Origin of the sequence: Pseudotamlana agarivorans, assembly GCF_018860245.1 — a bacterium.
In the GTDB taxonomy this organism is placed as follows: Bacteria; Bacteroidota; Bacteroidia; order Flavobacteriales; family Flavobacteriaceae; genus Pseudotamlana; species Pseudotamlana agarivorans_A.
Map to the genome: position 1 here is coordinate 26,247 of NZ_JAHKPD010000004.1, position 25,648 is coordinate 51,894.

Here is a 25,648-nt window from a genome sequence, read left to right on the forward strand (position 1 = left end):
TATATATAATAAGGTATCTTTTACTTTAATAAGCCATCCCAACTCTATATGAATAAATTATATCGCTTCTTCGCATCTCCTACATTAGCTGTATTACTTTTATTCATTTTTGCGGTTTCTATGGGGGCTGCCACTTTCGTTGAAAATGACTTTGGCACGGCCACCGCTTGGAAAATGATATATGATACCTGGTGGTTTGAGCTAGTCATGCTTGGTTTAGGTTTGTGTTTTATAATGAATATTTATAAATATAAATTATGGCGATTGGAAAAATGGCCACTGCTTACTTTTCACTTAGCATTTATAATTATATTATTAGGGGCTGGAATAACCAGATATGCTTCCTACGGCGGGATAATGCGCATTAGAGAAGGCGCGACTTCTAACATGATTATCTCAACAAATAATTACCTACATGTGCATCTTTCTATAGGAACTGAAACAAAAACAGTTCGGAAAAAAATAAACTTTTCCCCATTGAGTAATAATAATTTTGAGATTAATACAGATTTTGAAGGTAGAAATGTTTCTGTTTCATTTAACGAGTTTATAGCTGATGCCGTTCCTGAAATTATTGATGATGTTGAAGACGGCAAACCACTTATTCAAATGGTTGTTTCTGCCGGGAATGGGAGAGAAACGGTTTATCTAGAAAAAGGGGAGATCGAGTCTATTGGGCAACATCAACATAAGATTGGTTTTGATGTTGAACAGGAAGGTGTCATAAATATTATTGAAAATAATGGTGTTTTTCAAATATTATCTCCTAGAAATTTGAGCACTTTTGTGATGGCTACCGAAACTGCTGGTACTATTGCTAAAGATAGTTTACATACGATTAGTTTACGAACATTGTATCGTGATGGTGATGCGTCATTTGTGCCATTATCATATCATCCAAAAGGAAAAATTTCTTTAGTTAGTGTTTCAGAAAAACCAAAAGACAATGACGATCAGAAGGATGATGCCCTTATTGTAAATGTTCAAGTAGATGAAAAAAAAGAAACTTCTACCTTATTATATAGACAAGGATTTTTGCCAACGACTCATGATATCGAGCTAGGAGGAGTGAAAATGACGTTGTCCTATGGAGCGGAACCTATAATTACGCCATTTTCAGTGAAACTAAATGATTTTCAATTAGAGCGTTACCCTGGTTCTACAAGCCCATCTGCTTATGCTAGTGAGGTTACTGTTATAGACGGTGAAGAAGAAATTCCGCATCGAATCTATATGAATAATGTATTAGATTATAAAGGGTATCGTTTTTTTCAGGCCAGTTATGATACTGATGAGTTAGGAACGGTCTTAGCTGTAAACCACGACGCTCTAGGTACGAATATTACTTATCTAGGCTATTTTTTAATGATGATAGGCATGTTTTTTACGCTTTTCAGTAAATCATCACGATTTACATTGGTTAATAAAAAACTTAAAAAGTTGAAATTGAAAACTGCTGCAGTAATTTTGGTATTGTTGAGTTTTTCAGCCGTTGGATTTTCTCAAAATAAAACTCCAGAAATTAATCTTAATACGATTGAACGATTACGTGTTGATGATCAGCATGCCGAAATGTTTGGGCGATTAATGGTACAGGATTTAGACGGACGAATAAAACCAATGAATACATTGGCGTCTGAGTTTTTAAGAAAACTAACTCGAAAGCCATATTTTAAGTTTACCGAGAATGGACAACGACTTCAATTTAATGCAAATCAAGCTTTTCTTGCGATGCAATCGGCTTCTAATATTTGGCAGTTTATTCCGCTAATTAAAGTAGATGTTGAAAAAGGCGGGGAGTTGTTTAGAAACTTAAAAGTGAGCGAAGATGATTTGGTGTCTTTTGTGGGTTTATTAGATGAAGCTGGAAAATATAAATTAGGTGAAGTTGTTGAAAAAGCAAATAAAAAGAAGCCAGCCGAGCGTAATGAATTCGACAAGGAGGTTATAAAGGTTGATGAACGTTTTAATATATTGTATAATGTGTTTTCCGGTAACTATTTAAAAATATTTCCAAATAGTAATGATGAAAATAATAAATGGCACAGTCAAACACATGATTTTTTAGATTTCCCACCTGAAGACGCGCAGTTTGCTCAACAAATAATACCAACTTATTTTAATGATGTTAATAAAAAAGACTGGGTAGCTGCTAGTGAAAAATTAGAATATATAAAAACCTTTCAAGATGTTTTAGGAAAGGATATCATTCCCTCAAGAAAAAGAATAGAAGCGGAACTTTGGTATAATCAACTCAACTTAAATTTTTGGCTATTTCAAGTGTATTTTGCTTTAGGTTTAATTTTATTAGTTTTAGCAATGTCTAAAATTTTCCTTAAAAAGAAAACAATAGATATATTATGGAATATGGGGGTTTTATTGACACTCATAACTTTTATAGGATTTACTGGGAATATTATATTAAGATGGTATGTGGCGCAACATGCACCTTGGAGTAATGGATACGAAATGCTTGTATTTGTTTCTTGGGTTTTATTGTTATGTGGACTATTAACTTTTAGGAAGTCAGATTTCGCTTTGCCGCTAGCTACATTATTTGCTGGAGCGTTATTGTTTGTGAGTTACCTAGATTGGTTAAGCCCAGAAATTACAAATTTAATGCCAGTTTTAAAATCATATTGGCTGAAGATTCACGTAGCAACCATAGTTAGTAGTTATGCTCCTTTGGCGCTTTCAGCAGTATTAGGATTTATGGCTTTGGTATTAACGATTTTCAAAACTGAAAAAACTAAGAAAGAAATAGATATAAGAATTAAAGAGCTAACATATATTAATGAGATTTCTATGACTATTGGTTTGTTTGTGTTGGCGGTAGGTACATTTCTAGGTGGTATTTGGGCAAACGAATCTTGGGGACGCTATTGGGCTTGGGATCCAAAGGAAACATGGGCTCTAATAAGTATTATAGTGTATGCTATGGTATTGCATTTAAGATTAATACCTAATTTAAAAAGTAACTATGTGCTGAATACAGCCAGTGTTTTTGCTTTTGGATCTATAATTATGACGTCCTTTGGTGTAAATTATTATTTATCAGGATTACATAGTTATGCGGCTGGTGATCCTTTACCGATACCGAAGTTTATATATGTTCTTTTAGTATTGGTAGTTCTTGTATCTGCATTGGCATTCATTAGAAAGGAAAAATTTAAAAGATCAGATTCAATTTAATTAAAATGTAAATCATCAATAATTATTGAGATTTAAGCGATATTATTGAAATAGAGCGCTATAAGTCGTAAAAAAAAATAAAAAAAATCGACAAAATGCTTGTTAATTTCGGTTAATTACATAAATTTGTTGCACTAACCCTAAAATCTTAAGCATGAAAATAAAATTATTTTTATTAGTTTTTTGTCTCTCACTCGTATCTAGTATTAGTTTTGCTCAAAAAGATGGAGCAAAAAGTATTATTAGTGATAAAGTTAAGATAAAGAAATATCATAATATAGAAGAGCTAGAACGTATGCCAAAAGGTGAGGTGTTAGCGCTTTATAGAGAGAGAAATACAGTTTTAACTAGAATCTTACCTTATATTGCTTTTGCAACTAAGCCTGGGGTTACTATGGTTACATTAGGTATCCCAACTAATAGTGATAATATAAAGGCGCTGGATAACCAATTAGAAGCGGCGGATGATTATGTTAACAGCACAACTTTTTTCCTGAATGAATATTTACCGTATGCAGATACTAGAAACTTAATTTCGGGTATTTTATTTTACGAAGAAATTATGAAGTCATTACATACGTTTAATGAATACCGTTAAGGAGTAATCTCGTTAAAATATAATTGAATTAATTTTATGCTATTAAGTATTTGAACTTTTAAGTTTGAAGTGCTTTAATAGCATTTTTTTATGACTAAAGGCGTTGTTTTAATAATGTTTTTTAATTGCTAAAAAAGCAAAAGGCTGCATTAGTTATTGTGAAGGTGTTTTTTAAAAATTGTTAGGAACGATAATTATTATAATTTTGAGTGGTGTAAGTATGCATTTCATCGATAGATTTTTCTTAATAAAGTATTTATTTTGTGTATTTAGTCGAAATAATTGGTATTTCGTGGATTTTTTTGTTAAATTTGATTAATTATTGATTCAAAAACTATACTTTAGGTTCTAACCCCCAAATTGATTAAACTATGAAAAAAATTACCCTTACTGTTTTCATATTCCTATTTGCCTTGGCAAATGTTGTTGCTCAACAAGAGAAAGGAATTATAGGAAAAGATAACTGGCTTAATAATTGGACGGATTTTCAATCAGGAAGTCAGGCTGATCATATGGAACCCACACAAATTCTAACTGGGAACATTACCGAGGATAAAAGATTAGTAAAAAGACATGTGTATTTATTGGTAGGTAGTATATTCGTTACTAATAATGCTGTGTTAACTATAGAGCCAGGAACAGTGATTATTGGAGATTACGCTAGTAAAGCTTCATTAACTATTGCAAAAGGATCGAGTATAGTAGCTTCAGGATTAGAAACAGATCCAATTATTTTTACATCCAATAGGCGTGTTAAAAAAGCAGGAGACTGGGGAGGTTTAATTATCCTAGGTGATGCTGCAACTAATAGATTCGGAAATGGATCAGTATCTCCATATTATACAAGACTTGCACCTGCAAACTATGCTTTTACAAATTTTGGCGGTGAAAATCCTAATGCTAATTCAGGCTTATTAAAATATGTTAGAATTGAATATGCTGGTAGTCGTGTAAAAACCGGATTAAATTTTAATGGATTGTTATTGGCTGGCGTTGGAAGAGAAACTGTTTTAGAGAATGTCATGGTTAGTAACTCGGCAGGGAATTCAGTTGAAGTTTGGGGTGGAAATGTAAATTTACATAAATTCGTTTCTTATAAATCGAATCAAACAGACTTTAAATTTAATTACGGTGTACAAGGTGAGTTGATTAACTCGTTAGCTGTTAGGTCTCCATATGTTTCTAGTAGTAGCGGTGCAAGATGTTTAGAAGTTGTTGCATACAGCGAAAGACAAGAAGTTGATTTCTCTAAACCATCTACTTCGGTTAAGGCTCAAAATTTAACAATTTTAAATGCTTCTAAAGATTTAAGAGAAGATATTAGAATGGGGCTTGTTAAAGAAGGTGTATTTGTAGGAGAGCATGCATCACTCGACATGAATAAAAGTGTTATTTCTGGTTTTAATCCAGCTGTTATTTTTGAAAATAAAATTCGAATTAATCAAGAAAGTTTAGATAAAATTAAGTTTACAAATATGTATTTCAATAATTGTAATGGGAATATATTTGTTGAAAATAGTGCTAACAACGAGGATTTAGAAAACTGGTATGGAAATCATGCGTTTTTTAATGTATACTCTAAAGGACATGATGCCGAAACATTTATTGAGATTAACAATCCTAGAAGACCAGATTACAGGTTACGTATCAATAAAATTATTGCCTCAAATGAAGTAGATGCAAACTAATAAATAGTATATCATATAAATATTCCTTAAGGTAATTTCGTAGATTACAAACTAACAAACCAAATCAATTATTCTACACATTTATCTAAAACTTATAACTTACATAATATAATTTGTTATTAACAAATTATATTATGTAAGATTTACCGTTATTCTTTATTCAAAAGTTTCGCTTAAGTTTTATGGCTTTTCTGTGGGAAGACTACAAATGAAAAATTTCTCGTTAATATATATTGTTACTTTTTTCCTTTTTATTTTTTCGAATATAGTTCAAGGACAAGTGGTAATCACTAAACCCAATTTGGTTAATTTTAATCAGGCTTGTGCTTATTCGGGTTATAATGAATATAATGTAAGTTTTTCATTTAGTCCAGAAGCAGAAATAACAGGGTCAAATCAATTTATTTTAGAACTTTCAGATGCCGATGGTAGTTTTGCTAATAGTCAAGTTGTTTATACGTCTAGCGCAGGTGCCATAGTAACTTCTCCAGCTACTATTAAATTTTCAGTTCCAGAAACAGTTTCAGGTGAAAACTATAAAGTTAGAGTAAAAAGTACTTCCCCAGCAGCGACAAGTCAGGCTTCTAATGCATTTCCAGCATATTATAGACTTCAAAATAGTCCATTTACAATTAATAATTTAATAGCCTCTGCAAATTTCTGTTCTGGTGGAAGTTATCTTTTAACGATCGATAATCCTGGAGATGAAAATAACGACTCGCCTTTACAATACCCTTCTTTAACTTATAATTGGTATCGAGAAACAAGTGCTACAACTAAAGAATTTGTGGCTAATGGTGAGAGTTTAGAAGTGACTAGTCCAGGAAAGTATTTTGTAGAAACCAATTATGGTACCTGTACTTCAAATTCTTATTCAAATAGAGTTACGGTTAATGAAATAGCAACAGGGGTTGTAGTGAGTGTAACCTCTAGTTTAGGAAATCCATATTGCATGAGTGACGGACCAACTACTTTAACTGCTACTGAGGGTAATAGTTATCAATGGAGTAAAGATGGACTAATTATAGATACTGCAACTGATCAAACTTATACAACTAATGAATCTGGAGAATATACAGTAAATGTAGATTTAGGCAGTTGTACTTCATCGGCATCCCTACTTTTAGATAATTCTGGATTTAATAGTAGTATTGAAGGTGTGAGTTTAGATGAAGACAATATTTTAGAAGAAGAGGAATCTCTTATAGCTTCAATTGTAACAGATGCTACAAATCCAACTTATACGTGGTACAAAAATGATTCTCAAATTTCAGGAGAAATTAGCGATAGTTTATTTATAGATCAATTTGGAAACTATAGAGGAGTAGTGTCTCAACCATCATCATCAGGAAGTTGTATCGCATCTACAGAGTTTACTTTTACAGTTTCCGGAGGTGAAAATTATTTTCCAGATGTTCCTGAAATCCCAAATATTGTGAGTCCAAATGGTGATGGTACTAATGATACGTGGATTGTACCAAAAGAGTACGTATCAGGAACAGGTACTGAAGTTCTCATTATAAGTTCAATAGGAAAAGTCGTTTTTCAAAGTAAAGATTATTTGAATAATTGGCCAGAAGATACTCTTAATTTTGAGAATGTAAATCCGGTTTATTATTACATTATAACAAGTTCAGATGGCAGTACAAGAAAGGGTTCTATAACGGTAATAAAATAACATGAAAAAATATTTATTCTATATTCTGTTGTTTTTTAGCACCATTTACCAATCTTCTGCACAGGATGATGGCGTTGTGGCTTTAAATATACCCGTTAGAAATTCATTAAAATTTAATAGAACATTTATAAATCCAACTTTTAGTTTTGTAAGAGAGGGGCATCGCTATGTTTCTTTCAATAATAAACGAGATTGGACGCAATTTGAGAACGCACCACAAACATATTTATTTGGTTATTCTGGGCGTTTTAGAGAAAGTATTGGAGCTGGATTGAGTTTATTTCAGCAAAATTATGGGGCCTTAACAACATTTGGAGGTATGGCAAATTTCGCCTACAACGTGGTTGTTAACCGTTCAGGCAACTTGACCTTTGGAATGAACCTTGGATTTTATAGAAGTACTATTAATGATGGTGCTATTATTTCCAATACGCCAGATCCTTCATTAGACAATATACCTTCAAACTCAATTATTACCATTAATCCTGGGATTAATTATGGTACAGAGTTTTTTGATTTTGGTGTTAGTTTAAATAATATTGTAGCTTATAATTTGACTTCAACGGCAATGATAGCCGAAAATCCGGAGCAGGGGATACAGGTACATGGCATGTATACAGGCTATGTGAGTAGCTATGGTTATTTTAGAGATAGCAGATTTTCTACTTTGATACGTTCTGAATTTAAAAAAGAGCAAATAGTATTTTCAGGACTTATGATGTTTACCGTTCCTAAGGGTTTTTGGGGGCAAGCCGGATATAACTCATTTTATGGATTGTCAGCTGGTATTGGCTTAAATATTTCACCTCAAATTGCTATTGAATATAATTTTGAAAGAGCGGTAGGCGACATTTCCGCTTTAGGTAATTCACACGATATAACATTAGCATATAGATTTAAATCTAAGGACAATTATGATTACTTTGGTGATGAAGACGAGGAAGGATTATTTATCTCTGATAAGAAAAATAAAAACACTCGTAAAGTAACAAAAAGTGTCACACCGAAAAACTTACCTCGTAAGTCGGATCCTCTAGAAAAGAAACGAGCGGCAGAAGCTGCGGCTGCAGCAGCTTTGGCTGAAGAAAAAAGGGCATCAGAAGCTGCGGCTTTAAATGGTGTAGTCGAAGCAGATCGTTTAGCTGAAAAAGCTGAAGCTGACCGAATTGCAGCGGAAATACGTGCAAAGGAAGTCGAGAAAGAGGCCGTTTTAGAAGCAGAAAGACGACTTCAGGAAGAACAAGCGGCATTAGCCTTGGCTGAAGCAGAGCAATTAAGAAAAGCCGAAGAAGCACGATTAGCAGAGGAGGCTAGAATAAAAGCAGAACAAGAAGCTGCTGCATTGGCAGAATCAGAGCGTTTAAGAAAAGAACAAGAAGCTTCTCGTTTAGCAGAAGAAAAACGACATCAGGAAGAACAAGCGGCATTAGCCTTGGCTGAAGCAGAGCAATTAAGAAAAGCCGAAGAAGCACGATTAGCAGAGGAGGCTAGAATAAAAGCAGAACAAGAAGCTGCTGAACTGGCAGAAGCAGAGCGTTTAAGAAAAGAACAAGAAGCTTCTCGTTTAGCAGAAGAAAAGCGACTTCAGGAAGAACAAGCGGCATTAGCCTTGGCAGAAGCAGAGCAATTAAGAAAAGCCGAAGAAGCACGAATAGCTGAAGAGGCTAGAATAAAAGCAGAACAAGAAGCGGCTGCATTAGCAGAAACAGAGCGTTTAAGAAAAGAACAAGAAGCTTCTCGTTTAGCAGAAGAAAAACGACTTCAGGAAGAACAAGCGGCATTGGCCTTAGCTGAAGCAGAGCAATTGAGAAAAGCCGAAGAAGCACGATTAGCAGAGGAGGCTAGAATAAAGGCAGAACAAGAAGCGGCTGAATTGGCAGAGGCGGAACGATTAAGAAAAGAACAAGAAGCTAATCAAATAAGTGAAGCTGAAAGACTTAAAAATGAAGAAGCGGCTGCATTAGCGGAAGCTGCCAGACTTAAGGCACAGAAAGAAGCAGACTTAAAAGCTATTGCTCCTACCGATGAAGCTACGAAAATGATGAATGATGTAGCCAGGTCTTTACACGAATCGAGTAAAGAGCAGCAAGAGCTTATAGATAAGTTAAAAGAAAAAGTTGCTATCAAGCAGCAGGATCTTGATGACTTAGTTGAAGAGAATAATTTAAGTGAGCAAGGTATTGTAAAAGCGCCTAAAGCCTTTAAGAGTATTTCGGCTGAAAATCGAGAACTAGAAGAGCTTACTAATGAGATAGACAATATAGTTGCCGCTCAAAATAATAAGATTCGTCGATTAGATAGAATTTATAAAGAACGTTTAAGTGAAGTTCCTGATGCTAATGATGCCACAAACAAATTCTATAAACGTAGAATAGAAGAGTTGAAGACGCAACAAGTTGAAGTATTACAAATTAGAGAAGGATCGATCTTTAAAATTCAAGAATTAAAAGAAGAAATTAAAGAAGAAAGAAAACGTAGAATTAAACGAGCGCTTTATGATAATGACGAGGAACGTTACCAAAAAGATAGGGCAGCACTCAATGTGATTAGGCAGAATACACCAGTAAGTTCACAACCATTAACAGCAGATGATTTTGATTACGGAGAGGAGTTAAGTAATATTCAAATTGTTAAAGGGGTTAAAAATATTGAAGAAGGCTATTATATGGTCGTAGCCGTGCATTCAGACATTGATAAAAGAAATGAGTTTCTGAAAAAGGCAGTTGCTGCGGGGCAAAAGAATATTAATTTCTTCTTTGATGTGAATACGAGTAAGTACTATATTTATTATGAAAACTATGACTCTATGGGGAACGCTCAGAATGCATTGAGAAATAAAGGAAATAAATCATTCAATGGTAAGATGTCTATTGTTAAAATAGAAAAATAGAGTTTTAAATTATTAAATAAATCTTAAAAATATCGGCTTTCTAGCCGATATTTTTTTATGTTAATTTTTGAGATATTTTATTTTAAGATTTTAGATTGTTATAAATACAAATTTCAAATTCCCACAAAAAGAAGGTTAAATCTTACACCAAATTCTAAATCCTATATTAAAGGTGTTATTTTATCGATAAAATGCATAATTTTATTGAAGTCTATGTTCTGTTCCGAAATATTTTACGATATTTATGACGTTAAAAACCGTTAAAAAACCAAAAAACACAGTTTAAATACATGTATTCATGCATTATAAGTGCCTGGAGCCATGATTAAACTAGGTTTATATTGTCTTATTCTTTGGAATAAAGCAAGTAAGCGCCCCAAACCTAACCAACATGAAAAAAACTACTTTTTCTACATTTATACTTGTATTGCGTGCATTTTTGTCAAAATTGATGACTCCGCTTTGCGATATAAAAAAATGGAATATCACTTTCGTTTTATTGTTTTTTATAACTCTTATTGGTCAAGAGGTAATTGCTCAGGTTGCTGTGCCATTTACCCCACGTGAATTAGCTCCAGGCGAGACTAGTATTCGTGTAAAAGGGGATATTGCTTTAATTGGTAATAGTATTATTAAAGGGAAAGGAAGTACTTATGACCTCCCTTATAATGGGAGTACTAATAATAATAATGTTGATGCTGAATACATAGATATAGATGGGGATTCTAGTACATTCAGCTCAAGTTCTGCAGGATTAAATACTAATATTACTTGTAAAAAAATAATTTATGCTGGTTTATATTGGGCTTCTGCTTACCCAAATGGTGTTGGTGACGGTTCAGCCTTCGGTGGAACAACACGTGAAGATGATTGGAATAAAATTAAATTCAAGTTGCCTACAGGTGCTTATATTGATTTAGAAGCAACGGGAAGTGAGATTATTCTAGATGGTTTAAATGCCAATTATTTAACAGGAAGTGGTCCTGTGAAAGATGGGCCAATTGTATGCTATAAAAATGTTACTACTTTACTACAAGGGTTGGCTGACGCGGATGGAACTTATACGGTTGCAAACTTACGAGCTACTCAAGGAAAAAGAAATGGAGGTTGTGCCGGCGGATGGACGCTAGTGGTTATTTATGAAAGTCCAGATTTACCGAGTAAATTTATCTCAACTTTTGATGGGTATGCTGTAGTACAAAATTCTCAGGCTGATGTAGATATTGATATTTTAGGTTTTCAAACATTACCTTCTCCTTTGCCTGTTAATGCTAAAATTGGTGTAGCCTCTTTGGAAGGAGATGTTGGTATATCTGGTGATACGTTTCAATTTAAGGCAAACTCAAATTCTAATTTTACGCCACTATTTGATGCGTTAAATCCAAGTACTAATTTCTTTAATTCTAGAATTACTAGCGATGGGGCCTATATGTTGGATAGGAACCCAAATAGTGAAAATTCATTAGGGTTCGATATTAAAAATATAGTATTACCAAATAACGGAAATGCCATTCTTCCAAATGATGAAACCGGTGGAACATTAAAGCTTACAACATCAGGTGATGGTATAGGTCCGTTTCTTACCACTTTTGCTGTTGATATTATTGAGCCAAAAGTGGTGTTAACTAAAGCCGTTCAGGATGATCAAGGTACAGATATCGGAGGTGGAATTGTTAATTTAGGTGACGACTTAAAATATGTTATCTCAATAGAAAATATTGGTAATGATGATGCGAAGGATCTAACAATAAGAGATGCACTTCCTATAAATGTCGATTTTAATTATCCTGGGGATATAGATTTTGTTACGCCGGGGATTACACATACCTACGACGCTGTAACAAACGAAATTGTTTTTACAGTACCTCAGAGTTTAGTAACCAAAAAGGAAGGTCCTACTGATATTGATATTTCAGAAATCATTTTTAGTGTTAAGGTCGTTCAAACCTGTAATGAATTAAGTGATGCTTGTTCTAATATTATTCAAAATCAGGCTTTTGCAACCTATAAAGGGGTCACAAATGATACCTATGAGATCACAGATGAACCAAGTTACGAGTTTAATGCTGGGAACAATTGTTTATTAGCTCCGCAAGCTACTAACTTTTTAGCAGATATTGATAACTGTATTTTTGAGGAGGATGTTATTTTATGTGGGGATCGTACAGAAATTATTGCTCCAGATGGTTACGATGCTTATTTATGGTCTACAGATCCAACTTTTAGCGATAGTAGCCAAGAGCTAGGAAGTGACCAAAATATATATGTAACTAATCCAGGGTCTTATTATGTTAGAAATTCGGCGATAGCACCTTGCCAGTCTACTGAAAAGAAATTTAACGTCGCATATTTTGGTGGTAATGTTGGTAATCCGGTGTCCTCATTTGCAGATGAAATCGTAATCTGTGGTAATGATGGATCTGAATTACCTAATTTCTACTTATGTGGTTTAAATGATGTTAGAAATATTCAAACCTCTTTAACAAATTACCAAAGTATAATTTGGGAAAAACTTAATGAAACAAGCTGTAATGCAGTTACACAAGTAAATTGTGCTAATACTGATCCTGGCTGTCAGTGGGATTTTTTATCATCTGGTCCTGATTTTGATTTGTCCCAATCTGGAGAATACCGATTAACTATTGAGTATGATGGTGGATGTTTTAATCAATTTTATTTTAATTCTTACACCAATTTATTAAACCCAACTATTGAAACTCAGGATATTATTTGTAATACTAAAGGTGAAATTACGGTAAATAATATTCCTTCTGATTACGAGTTTAGTTATGATGGAGGAGCTTACACTGATGAAAATAGTTATGAAGTAACAAGCCCAGGTTTTCATAATGTAAAAATTAAGCAAAAGGGTGTAAATGTGAACCCTTGTGTTTTTGAGTATGAAGTTTTAGTTGATGAATTTGAACCTACTTTAGAGGTTACTGCTTTTAACGCTACATGTTATGGAGACATAGATGGCCGGATAAAATTAAGTGTAAATGGTGGAAATAATAATGATTACAGTTATCTGATAACGCAGGGATCGGATATTAAAGGAGATACGGGCTGGGTTTCAAATAAATCCCATGAATTCATAAATTTAACATCAGGAACATATGATATTAAAGTTTCATTGGAGGATGGTTGCGAGTTTACTGAAAGTGTTGATATTATTGCGCCAGATGATTTGGTGATAAGTGCTTCATCCTCACCAATAACTTGTGGAAATGGTGCTGTTAGTATAAGCGCTACGGGGGGTACCCTCGATTACTCGTTTGTTGATTTAAGTGAACCTCATAATATACAAGATCATGGTGATTTTGTAGTAACCACAGCTGGAACCTATAATTACAGGGTAACAGATGTAAATGGTTGTATTAAAGATGTTAGTGTCGAGGTTGATGAATTAGCTCCACCAACTTTTTCAGTAGTTGGTTCAGATTTAAATTGTTACGGAGAAGTATCAGCTCAAATAGTATTCAATTTAACTAATGCTAATGGTTATACTATTGAATATAGTATTGATAATGGAGCGAGTTATTCTAGTAATGCAACTTTTCCAAACTTAGCTGTAGGTACTTATCCTACTATGATTAAATATTCTTTAAATGGTGTTGAATGTTTAAGTCCAGCAACAGATGTTATTATTGATGGACCAGACGACGCTTTAACAGCTTCAGCAGGGGTGTCAGAATTGGCAGGTTGCGGTGCTAATGGGGAAGGAACTTTAAGGATTACTAATCCGCAAGGTGGCGTTCCACCATATGAGTTTAGTTTTGATAATCAATCAACTTGGATTTCTTCAAATAGTGCTGAAGTTTTACCAGGAACATACGATTTATATATTAGAGATTCCTCGGGATGTATTTTTCCAATGCCAGGAATTGTTCTTGATCAAGAACCTTTGCCTCCAACTATTGATGATAATATTGACCCACAATACAATTGTGACGGTACGGCAAATGCTACTGTTCAAGTAACCAACAATGGAGGTGCAAATTTTGAATATACTTATTTACTTAATGGTATTGAAAATACAAATACTGCCGATCCAACTACGTTTTTAAATGTACCTAACGGAAACCATACTATAAGTGTAACTTACAAACTTTTAGATGCACCTACATATAGTAATTTATTACTAGAAACTTTTGGTTCGGGTGACGATACAGAATCTCCAGGTATTAATACAGCATTTTATTGCTTTGAATATCAACAAGCTCCACCTTATTGTAAAGGGAGTCAAAACATTCAAGATGGAGATTACTCAGTAACTTCACACATTGAGTCGCCTTATGGGGACTGGAGTCAACCGGGAGATCATACGTCTAATAATACTGATCCTAACGGACGTGCTTTAGTCGTAAATATTGGTGATCAATTACCTGAAGATGATGTGCTTTACAAAAAGACGATTAATGATATTATTCCTAATCAACCTATTAATTTTGAGCTTTTTGTTTATAATTTGATGCAAAGTCATACAACGAAGTTCGATCCAAATTTAACAATAGCCTTAGTGGATGCTTCAGGAACTGAAATTTCGAGCTTTGCCACTGGAGATGTGCCTAAAACTGAACGCTGGGAGAATTATCCCAAAACACCTATAACATTAAATCCAGGGAATAATACAACTTTAGAATTTTTGGTACGCTCAACTGTGAGACAAACTAGCGGTAATGATGTAGCTATAGATGATATTAAAATATATCAATTACCAATAAGCTGTATAGATCAAGTAGATTTCCCTATTATTATTGATGCTGATAGGGCATTTAGCGCAGATGCGGTAAGCGCAACTGATGTAACTTGTAATGGAGCTGACGATGCAACGATAACCATTTCTGCTTCTAATTTTGACACCACTAACGGTTATCAATACTCTATCGATGGTGGAACAAATTGGAATACAGTTACCACATCACCGTATGACATTACAGGTTTAGATGATAATGGCGGAAATCCATACAACGTACAAATTCGTTACGATGCTGTTTCAACAGGTTGTGAGGTTTCTATACCTCAAACGATTAGTGAGCCGAGTGAAATCCAGTTAAGTCTAACGCCCACGCAAGCAACCTGTACTACAGGAGCTAGTATAGAGGCAGTTGTTACAGGAGGAACACCGCCTTACACAATGGAGCTATTAGATACCGCGGGTGTAGTAGTAAATACTTTTCCTAATAGTGGCATTTTAAGTAATGTAGCTGTAGGAGATTATTCAGTGCGTGTAACAGACGCTAATAGTTGTACACCTACCGGAACGTTTGATGTAAAGATTGAATCTGTTGGTACACCGACTGCAGATATTGACATCACAAAGCCTTGTCTAGATTTAGGCACGGGAGCAACGATAAGAATTGACCCTATTGATGGTAAAAGACCATTCCGCTATAGATATGATAGTACCAATGGTAACATAACTTACCAAGCAAGTCAAGAACTTACTGGTTTAGCTCCAGGTTCTTATGTGGTTTGGATGATTGATGCTAATAATTGTGAGGCGAATTTAGGGACTCACATAATTGCTGGAGGAATAGGAGTTTCTGCACAATTAGATAAAGGACTAGATTGTTCTGCTTCACCAGATGCGGAAATTTCAGGGACAATTACTGCTGGTTATGCGCCTTACACCGTGACATTAGCTCAAGGTACAGGAACTGTGAATTTAACGGGTTCAACATTTACTTTAGAAACGGCTAATGCTGGAACTTATCAATTTGAGGTAACCGATGCCGAAGGTTGTACAAGTTTATCTCCAGAGATTACAGTGAGCACCATTAGTAACCCAACGGCAACAACTACAGATACCAACCCAAGTTGTTTTGGTGATACAAATGGTTCTGTGGTTATAAATGCGGTTGGAGGAGCAACGCCATATGAATACAGTTTTGATGGTAGCGTATTTACAAATAATGCGAGTTACTCAGGCTTATCGGCTGGTGTAACATATAATTATAGTGTTCGTGATGCTAATCAATGTGAATTCTCTGGTGATATAACATTAAGTGAACCAACCGAATTAATAGTAAATGCAAGCGTTACAGATTTATCTTGTGATACAAGTAATGTAGAACAACCTGCGGTAGTAACTATTGATATACCTACAACAGGAACTGCACCATACCAATATAGTTTTGATGGTACGAACTTTAGTAATACAAGAACCTTAGATGTTTTTGATGACGGAACAACACAAACTATTAACTACTCGGTTAGAGATGCTAACGGATGTACATTAGGAGGTAGCGTGACAGTTGATCCTTTAGACTCACCTACAGATTTAAGCTTTTCCTCTAATGCATTAACTTGTACAGCACCTGCAACTGGAGTTTCTGTTACAGCTGTTGGAGGAGTTATGCCATTAACTTTTGAAATTATTGATCCAACTGGTTCAGCAGTATCTAATACGGATGGGAACTTTACCGGATTAGGTCCAGATACTTATATCTTTAAAGTGACCGATGCTAATGGTTGTTCTTATTCTGAAGCCTATACCATAGGATCGGTGACACCAATAGCTCTTGTTGCTAGAGTAACTAGTGATGTATTGTGTTTTGGTGGCACTACAGGAGCTATTCAATTAGAAGTTTCTGGGTTTTCAGGAACATATAGTTATTCAGTAGATTTAGGTACTCCTATAACAGGTCAATCAGCGGCAACTATCGATTTACTAAATTATGCGGCGGGAACTTATTCTGTTACAGTCACTGATGACGTTACAGGATGTACTGCCACAGATGATGTGACTGTTGGTGAGCCAACGGCGGCATTAGGCTTAGCAGAAATTAATAATGTAAATGCCAATTGCGATAATGCAGAAGCACAGGTAACTGTTGAAGCAACAGGTGGAACACCAAATTATACCTATGCCTTTGTTCAAGTTGGTGTAAGCCCAACCACTGGTGATTATACATCTAGTGCTATAGCTAACCTAAATCCATCAACAGCTACGGTTTGGGATGTTTATGTGAAAGATGCTAATGATTGTACAGAAGTTATTCAAGTTACAGTGGATAGTGATGGTACACCTGCACTTTCTATCGCTGTTAATAATGGATGTACATTACCTTTCGAAATTGAAGCTATTCCAGATTCGTCATTAGGAGGAGTAGCACCTTTTGAATATAGCTTAAACGGAGGCGCTTATACAACGAATCCTGTATTTACTGTAAATACTGACGGACTTCAAACCGTAACAATTAGAGATGCTAATGGTTGTATCGCTTCAGCGACGACTACTTTAAACCCTATATTGACTGGTAGTGCTAGTTTAACTAAAGATTTAACTTGCTCGGTACCATCAGATGCGACAATAGAACTTTCTGTTTCGGGAGGAGATACTAGTGCACCTTATGTATACCAAGTTTCGACTGATGGAGGTTTAACTTATTCTAATATTACTGTAACTTCAACATATTCAACAAGTTTAGCAGGGGATTATCAATTTAAGTTTATTGATGCTAATAATTGTGAGGTTATAACAGAGGTCATTACTGTAAATCCTACTGTGCTTCCTAATATTACAAATGTTTTCCAAACACAATTTATTAATTGTCATGGAGAAGAAACGGCGGCGATTGATATCACTCATGATCCTTCATTAGGTTTAGCGCCTTTTGTATTTAACGTTACAAATACAACTACAGGCACTGATTATGGCACACAAACTTCTGGTTTAGCTGCTGGTGATTATACGATTACAGTAACCGATGCTAAAGGCTGTACAGATACTGAAACAATTATTATAGGTGAGCCTGATCCATTGGTTTTGGTTCATGATACGACGCCTGTGAGATGTGTGGATGATGGAACTGGTACTGGAACAAATGTTTCTTTAGGAGAAGTGATTATTAACTCTGTTTCCGGAGGTACTGGTTCATATACTTACCACGTAACAGGTAATGGTTTTGATAAGTCTATTACAGGTCAAGATGGTTCAACTGCAGTGTTTGAAGTTGTTGACTTTGGTCTTTATGAAATTATCATTACAGATGATAATGGATGTTCAGTTTTACAACAAGATGTTCTTGTAGCTTCACCACCAGATGATTTAGATATTGCTATTGATGCCGCTGCTAGTAGTTGTGCCTTAGGTGCTACTGTAGATGTTAGTATTGGAACCTCGTCTACTATCACAGGTGCTGGTCCTTTCTATTTTGCTGTGTACACTGGACCTTCTACAGAATATATTGTTGGTGATCCTGATTGGATATTAGGTACAGGTTCTCCAGTATCAGCGACATTTACAGGTTTAATTTCTGGAATCACTTATACCTTTGTTGTTTACGATACAGTTACTGGGTGTTATTATTATGAAGTGGCTGATACGCCAACTCCTTCAGATTCTACTTTGGCCATAGATAATCTTACGCCAAATAATATTACTTGTACAGGCAGTGCAGATGGTAGTGTAAGTTTTGATATTGTAAGTACATACGGAACTGATGCCAATGTATCTTATGAAGTATTTGATGCGCTTTCACTAGTGTCAACAGGTGTTTCAGGTACAGGAACAGTTCCTTCAAATGGTACATTATCTATTACTAATTTAGGTCTTCTAGACTTTGGAAATTATATCATTATTGTTGAAGAAGCAATAGGAGCCCCAAATGCTGGTTGTAGTGTTACTGATTTACCATTTAATATTTCAGAATCAGCAATCGAATTAGTCCTCACAGCGTCTTCAACAAGAAATGAAAACTGTAATGAGTTGGGTATTATTTCCGCGGCAGCGCAACATGGTACAGCGCCTTATGAGTATTTAGTGTTAGTAAATACAGCCTCTACACCAGTTGCTTCAACTACAGGATGGGATGCCGCTTCTACATATGAGCGTGCTGAGGGAGATTATACGGTTTACGTAAAAGATGCCTATGGATGTATTAAAGAAGTAGATGTTTCAGTGGTAAAAGATGCTGAGCCAACAATCAATGCTGTTGCGCAACAATGTTTTGATGGCACCTCGTTTGATATAACATTATCAGGTACTACTTTTGATACAAACGCAACCTATGCGATAGGTACAGGTGGTGCAGCAGGAGCCTATACCACAAATGATACTTTTTCAATAACCGCCGCAGGAACTTATGATCTTTTTATTAAAGATGCCAATGACTGTGTTGCTACGACTACTTATATTGTAAATGCTCAATTAACGTTAGATGTTATTGGAACAGAATTAGACTGTGTTCCTACAGATGCAAGTTTCACATTTACACCTAATGGTGGTGATGGTACTTATGGTAGTTATGAAGTAAGTACAAATGGAGGTTCTATTTATTTTCCAATAACAACAGGGTATACTACAAGTACTCCAGGAAACTATATTTTTAGAGTTACTGATGGTGCAGGTTGCGAAGCTGTATCTTCAGAAATAATAGTAGCGCCAACCGTTACACCAACACTCACTGAAGTTCATACAGATGTAACCTGTACTACAGGTAATGACGGACAAATTGTGGTGACCGCAGGAGATGGTGTTGCACCGTTTGAATATGGTATTGATGATGGATCAGGAATAGTTTATCAACCTTCAAATATCTTTAATGGACTTATAGCAGGAGATTATGATGTGTTTGTTCGCGATAGCAAAAGCTGTGTTTCATTGCCAATAACAGTTACTATTACAGAGCCAGTATTATTAGATGTTGATTTGGTAAGTTCAAGCCCTCTTCAATGTGGTGTAAATAATACCACCCAAGGTGCTGAAATTACTGCAGTAGCAACCCATGGTACTGCACCTTACTTGTACAGTTTCAATGGTGGCCCTTTTACTACTAGTGATACCTATAGCACTAACATTGCAGGGGTAGTTAGCGTAACAGTAAAAGATGCTAATGGTTGTACAGATAATAATTCGTTTACGATAACAAACCTGACACCTCCTAGTGATATGGACATTTCAAGTTCAATAGTTACTTGTAATAATCTAACTAGTGAGGTAACGATTTCAAATATAATAGATGGTTTTGGACCATTTACTTATGAAATTATAGCACCAGCAAGTGCAACTTCAAACGTAACAGGTGCGAGTAATGGCGTTTTCACTGGTTTATTGCCAGATACCTATGCGTTTAGAGTCATTGATTTTAATGGTTGTTATTATGACGAAAGTTTCACTGTTGACCCTGCTGTAGATATTAATGTTTCTGGTTCGGTGACTAGCGATGTGTCTTGTTATAGTGGAACTAATGGTGAAGCTGTGTTTACAGTGACAAACGTACCAACAACATTTACTCCCGTTTTAACTTCTACAAGTCCTTTAGTAGGTACAGAATCAGTATCTGTTTCAGGAAATACAGTAACAGTTACAGGTTTAGATGCTATTACTTATATACTTACGATTACAGATAATGATACCGGTTGTACAGCAGATACCGATGTGACTATTACAGAACCAGCAGCAGCATTGAATCTGACTGCAATTGCTACCAACGTACATTGTAATGAATACAATTCAACAATTACAGTGACTCCAGCAGATGGTACACCAGGTTATAGCTATGCGGTTGTGCCTAGTGGTGCTACTGCACCAACTGTATTTACTCCAAATACTAATGTATTGGTTGTGGATACAAATTCTGGCGCTGATTTAGACTGGGATGTATACGTTCAAGATGCCAATGGTTGTATCGAGTTTACAACCGTAAATGTAATTCTAGAAACCATGCCAACAGTAATGGCGCCTGCTATTGCAACATGTGTTACTGCTGGTGGAACTTACGGGTTTACAGCGACTGGAGCAGATGGTGTAGCACCTTACGAATATTCTATTGGTAACGGTTTCCAAACAAGTCCTACCTTTACAGGATTAACGGCTGGAACTTATACTGTGACTATTAAAGATGCTAATGGTTGTGAAGGAACAAGTACTTCGGTAACTGTTTATGAGAACTTGGACTTATACGCAACTATTGTTTCACATCCAACTTGTTTAGATAATGATGGTGTGATTGATGTAAATGCTACTGGCGGTTCATCAAATTATACTTATACAATAAGTCCTTCAGCAGGGATTACACAAACGACAACTGGATTTGAAGGCTTAACACATACTATTGAATACACAATTACAGTAACTGATAATGACACAGGTTGTGCTTTAGATACTAAAGTGACTTTAGAAGAGCCTACCCCAGTAAGCTTTACCACTGATGTTATTGATGTGACTTGTTTTGGTGGTACCGATGGACAAATAACAGTAAACTTAGATGCTACTCAAGATAATCCAATTTATAGTTACGAAATTATAGGTTCACTTAATAATGGAACTATGGTACCAGCTCAGGCATCTAATGTGTTTAGCGGTCTTGAAGCAGATACATATACGGTTCAAGTAACTTCAGGAAGAAATTGTGTCGTGACTCAGGATATAATAGTAAATGAAGCACCTGAAATTTCAGTACCGCTTCCTACTGTAATTCAATATGCTTGTATTACAGATACTAATACATCTAATTATGCGACAATTACGATAGATAATTCATTAATTTCTGGCGTGTCTGGTGGTTCTGGGAATTACGCTATTTACGAGTTTATCCGTGGAACAACAAAGGTGCAAAGTAGTAATAGCCCAGAATATACTGAAACAGACCTCATTGGTGGACTATATACAATTAATGTATACGATGATAAAGGTTGTGTAGGAAGTACTTCTGCAACGATAGCTCCATTTGTAGCTATAGATGATTTGGATATTACTGTTACCAATGCAATAACATGTGTTTCTGGAGAAGATATTTCTGTTTCTGTAAACCCTATAGGTACTGGAACACCAGCATTACAATATGATATTGCCGAGGTAGAATCTGATGGTACACCAATATCAGGAGGATTTACAGCAATAAATACTTCTGGGATTTTCACAGGGTTAGATATTGCGAACTATTTAGTAACGGTTAGAAACACAAATACCGGATGTTCATTAAGAAAATTCCATTATGTTGATGATCCTAATACTTTCGATATAACAATTGATAATGTTATAAACGTTACTTGTTTTGGTAATAATGATGGAGAAGTTAATGTAACTTTTATCGATCGTGTACCAACACCAACAGATGAATCGGGAGCCTTTAGTTATATTATTGAAGATGCTTTAGGAAACACCGTTTTAACTGGAAGTGTTGCTAGTTCAGGACCAGAAACAATTACAGGGTTAGAAGCGGGAATCTTTACTTTAACAGCTGTTTTAACGAACACTCCAGAATGTGAGGTAAGTAAAGCATTTACTATTGCTGGGCCAACCACAGCCTTAACAGCGCTAGAAACGCATACTGATATAACATGTGATTTAGCAAACGGTACAATTGCTGCTAGTGCTACAGGTGGATGGCCAGGAGGTTATGAATATCAGTTGGAAAAAATAGGAGGTGCGACAACCGCATTTAGTTCTACGTTTACATTCCTAGATTTAGATGCTGGCGATTATAATGTAAACGTTAGAGATTCTAGTGGATGTATTGCATCAACCTTAGTGCAATTAGTTGATCCTACACCAATATCAATAACTGCGACATTAGATCCAGCGTCTGCTTTACTGTGTTACGGTGATGCAACAGGAATCATTAATGTTATTGCTACTGGTGGTCAAAATTCTAATTACACTTATACTTTAAATAAAATTGCCCCTGTTTTAAGTCAGACAGGGCCTCAAATAGCTACTAATTTTACAGAATTAAGTGCGGGCACTTATAATGTAACTGTTACCGACGGTTGGAACTGTACTGCAACCTCTACGGATATTGTAATAAATGAACCAACAACGATAACAAGTAACTTAGTAATCGCAAGTACACAAACCTGTATTGATAAAACATCATTGACACTTAGTGCTACAGGAGGAACAGGAGCTTATGAATATAGTGATGATCCAAACTTCGGAAGCATAATAGGTAGTTTTACTACTTCGATTACTTTTGATGTAGATCCTGGAACCTATCAGTATTACATAAAAGATGCGAATAATTGTGCGTCTGGTATATCAAATGAGATAAGAATTGATCCGTTACCAACATTAACCGTTGCTATCGACGCGACTAGCGCGAGTATCAACTGTTATGGAGATAATACAGGTGTTATTGTTGCTAAAGCTCAAGGTGGATTGGGTAACTATATTTATACGTTACAAGATAATTTAGGTAATGACATCTCACCAGTTGTTCAAAATAGCCCAGGTGTATTTACAGAACTTGTTGCGGGAGACTATAAAGTATTTGTAACTAGTGGTGATTGCGAGGTAACCTCATTACCAGTAACTATCAGTGAGCCAAGTGCTCCATTAACGGCACCTTTTATTGTTACTGATGTCGCATGTAATGGTGGAGACGATGGGAGTATTGAAATTATCGCAACTGGTGGTACAGGGGTTATTAAATATGCTATTTCACCTCAATTGAATCAGTTCTTTGACTCTGGATCTTTTATTAACTTAACTGTTGGAAATTATCAAGCGGTTGTACAAGATGAAGCAGGTTGTTTTGTGATTATTGATTTCCAAATTGGTGAGCCTACTCCTGTAATTTTAACTGAAATACCAACTTCGGTAATACCAGAACTTTGTGCAGGTGATCTTAACGGTGAATTTAGTGTGAATATTACTGGAGGAACAGCACCTTACAGCGTAACCTTAGATGATATTAACGGTAGCTATGTAACAGGTGGTGCTACACAAACACAGTTTGATTTTACAGGTCTAACAGGTGGTAGCCATACCGTGTTTGTTGTTGATGCAGAAGGTTGTGAATCGGAATGGTATATTGATTTACCGGAATCTGTAAACTTAGACCCTCATGTTGTTGTTGAATACGATTGTTTAAACAACACATCTACTAATAGAGTGGTTGTTACTGTTGATGATAGTATTCAAGATTTAACTCAAGTTGAATACTCGCTTAATGGTGGTCCGTATCAAGCTAGTAATATTTTTATTGATGCACCAGGAGGTTTCGATCAATTTGTTGATGTGAGACATGCTAATGGTTGTATTAAACAAACAAGATTATTTGATGTTGATCACATTACACAAATGCAAGTGCTTTTAGAAGATGGTGTATTAAATCAAATTGTTGTTACGGCAACTGGAGGTGTAGCGCCTTACGAATATTCATTAAATGGTGGAGCCTTTAGCGGAACTGATAAATTCTTGATTTACGAGTCAGGGGATTATACCGTTACTGTTAGGGATTTCTATGGATGTGAAGCCTCTGGAACACGCTACTTCGAGTTTATCGACGTATGTATTCCTAATTACTTTACGCCTAATGGTGATGGTACTTTAGACGGTTGGGGACCTGGTTGTGCAACGCAATATAAAGATTTAACTGTACAAGTATTTGATCGCTACGGTCGTAAACTAGCAGAGTTAGCCGTGAATGAAACTTGGGACGGAACCTATAATAATGAAGAGTTACCTTCTGGTGATTACTGGTATGTCATTAATCTTAATGATCCGCTTTATGATAAAGATTATGTTGGTCACTTTACACTTTACAGGTAGAATAATTAGTAGCAATAACCGCTGAATTAAAAATTATGCAAATAAGAAAATTTATCATATATCTAGTACTTTTGGTCGTAGTAAAAAGCTATGGCCAAGAGTTAAATTTACCTGTATTCACGCAATATTTAGCAGATAATCCTTTTGTTATTTCGCCAACATACGCGGGAATTGGTGATAATGTAAAACTTAGATTTAATGGTTTAACTCAATGGGTGGGTATTGAGAATGCTCCAGACAACCAGGCTTTTTATGGCGATGTAAGAATTGCAGATAGAACAGGGGTAGGTTTAACCTTATATAATGACAGAAATGGAAATACGCTTCAGTCGGGTATAAAAATATCCTTTGCACATCATATTATATTAGATTATTATTCTAAGCAATACCTTTCTTTTGGACTTTCATATAACATGAATAGTTTTAAAATTAACATTGATAATTTTGATGGCGGTTATGAACATCCAATTTTAGACTCGTATGTTACAGATGACAGGCGTACTACAAATCATAACTTTGATGTCGGATTATTATATAGAAACAAAGGCTATTTTTTAAGTTTCAATGCCAATAATATTTTGCCTAAAAATATTGATGAGGCCATTCGAACACTAGAACCAAGTTTACTTCTAAACTATCAGATATACACAGGTATTACTTTAGGAAAAAAATATGGAAGAATAGAGTATGAGCCTTCCGTATATTACCAGATGTTTAGCTCAGATAAGCGTTCAAGTACAGATGTAAACTTTAAAGTTAGAAGTTATAACAGAAAGGAAGATTACATTTGGGCTGGTGTTTCATACCGCTTCTTAAATGATCAATTCTTAAAACCATTAAGTATAGGGCCAATGGCTGGTTTTCAAAAAGGTATGTTTTATTTTGCTTACGCCTATCAAGTTACTACAAATGATATTGGAGCCTATAACTCAGGAACGCATTTAGTCACTTTGGGGATAAACTTTTTACAAGGTATTAGTAATTGTCCTTGTACACAAAGTCCGATTCATTATTAGTATTATATAAATGAGTTGTTAAAGTTAACGCTTAGGAAATAAAAGTACTTAGAGCAGTATAAACTAAAAAAGTTGGTATGACTTAT

At 35.3% G+C, this 25,648-nt stretch carries 7 protein-coding genes; all 7 read left to right on the forward strand.

Features of this window, described 5'->3' with window-relative positions; genetic code table 11:
• Positions 1-48 precede the first annotated feature (48 nt).
• Positions 49-3,192, forward strand: coding sequence for a cytochrome c biogenesis protein (gene ccsA / locus KO493_RS00840; RefSeq protein WP_216066066.1), 3,144 nt, complete (start codon positions 49-51; stop codon positions 3,190-3,192).
• A gap of 154 nt (positions 3,193-3,346) precedes the next feature.
• A complete protein-coding gene (locus KO493_RS00845) occupies positions 3,347-3,790 on the forward strand; it encodes a hypothetical protein (RefSeq protein ID WP_216066067.1) in 444 nt (147 codons plus the stop codon).
• A 371-nt stretch (positions 3,791-4,161) separates the two neighbouring features.
• Entirely contained in the window at positions 4,162-5,478 is a 1,317-nt protein-coding gene (locus KO493_RS00850) for a hypothetical protein (RefSeq protein WP_216066068.1), read from the forward strand.
• Between the two features lie 301 nt (positions 5,479-5,779).
• A complete protein-coding gene (locus tag KO493_RS00855) occupies positions 5,780-7,156 on the forward strand; it encodes a gliding motility-associated C-terminal domain-containing protein (RefSeq protein ID WP_252723123.1) in 1,377 nt (458 codons plus the stop codon).
• A 1-nt stretch (position 7,157) separates the two neighbouring features.
• A complete protein-coding gene (locus KO493_RS00860) occupies positions 7,158-10,046 on the forward strand; it encodes a PorP/SprF family type IX secretion system membrane protein (protein ID WP_216066070.1) in 2,889 nt (962 codons plus the stop codon).
• Positions 10,047-10,437: 391 nt separating this feature from the next.
• Positions 10,438-24,546 (forward strand): T9SS type B sorting domain-containing protein, encoded by a 14,109-nt coding sequence (locus KO493_RS00865; RefSeq protein WP_216066071.1) that lies wholly within the window; start codon positions 10,438-10,440, stop codon positions 24,544-24,546.
• Between the two features lie 35 nt (positions 24,547-24,581).
• Entirely contained in the window at positions 24,582-25,562 is a 981-nt protein-coding gene (locus KO493_RS00870; RefSeq protein WP_216066072.1) for a PorP/SprF family type IX secretion system membrane protein, read from the forward strand.
• The last annotated feature ends 86 nt before the right edge of the window (positions 25,563-25,648 follow it).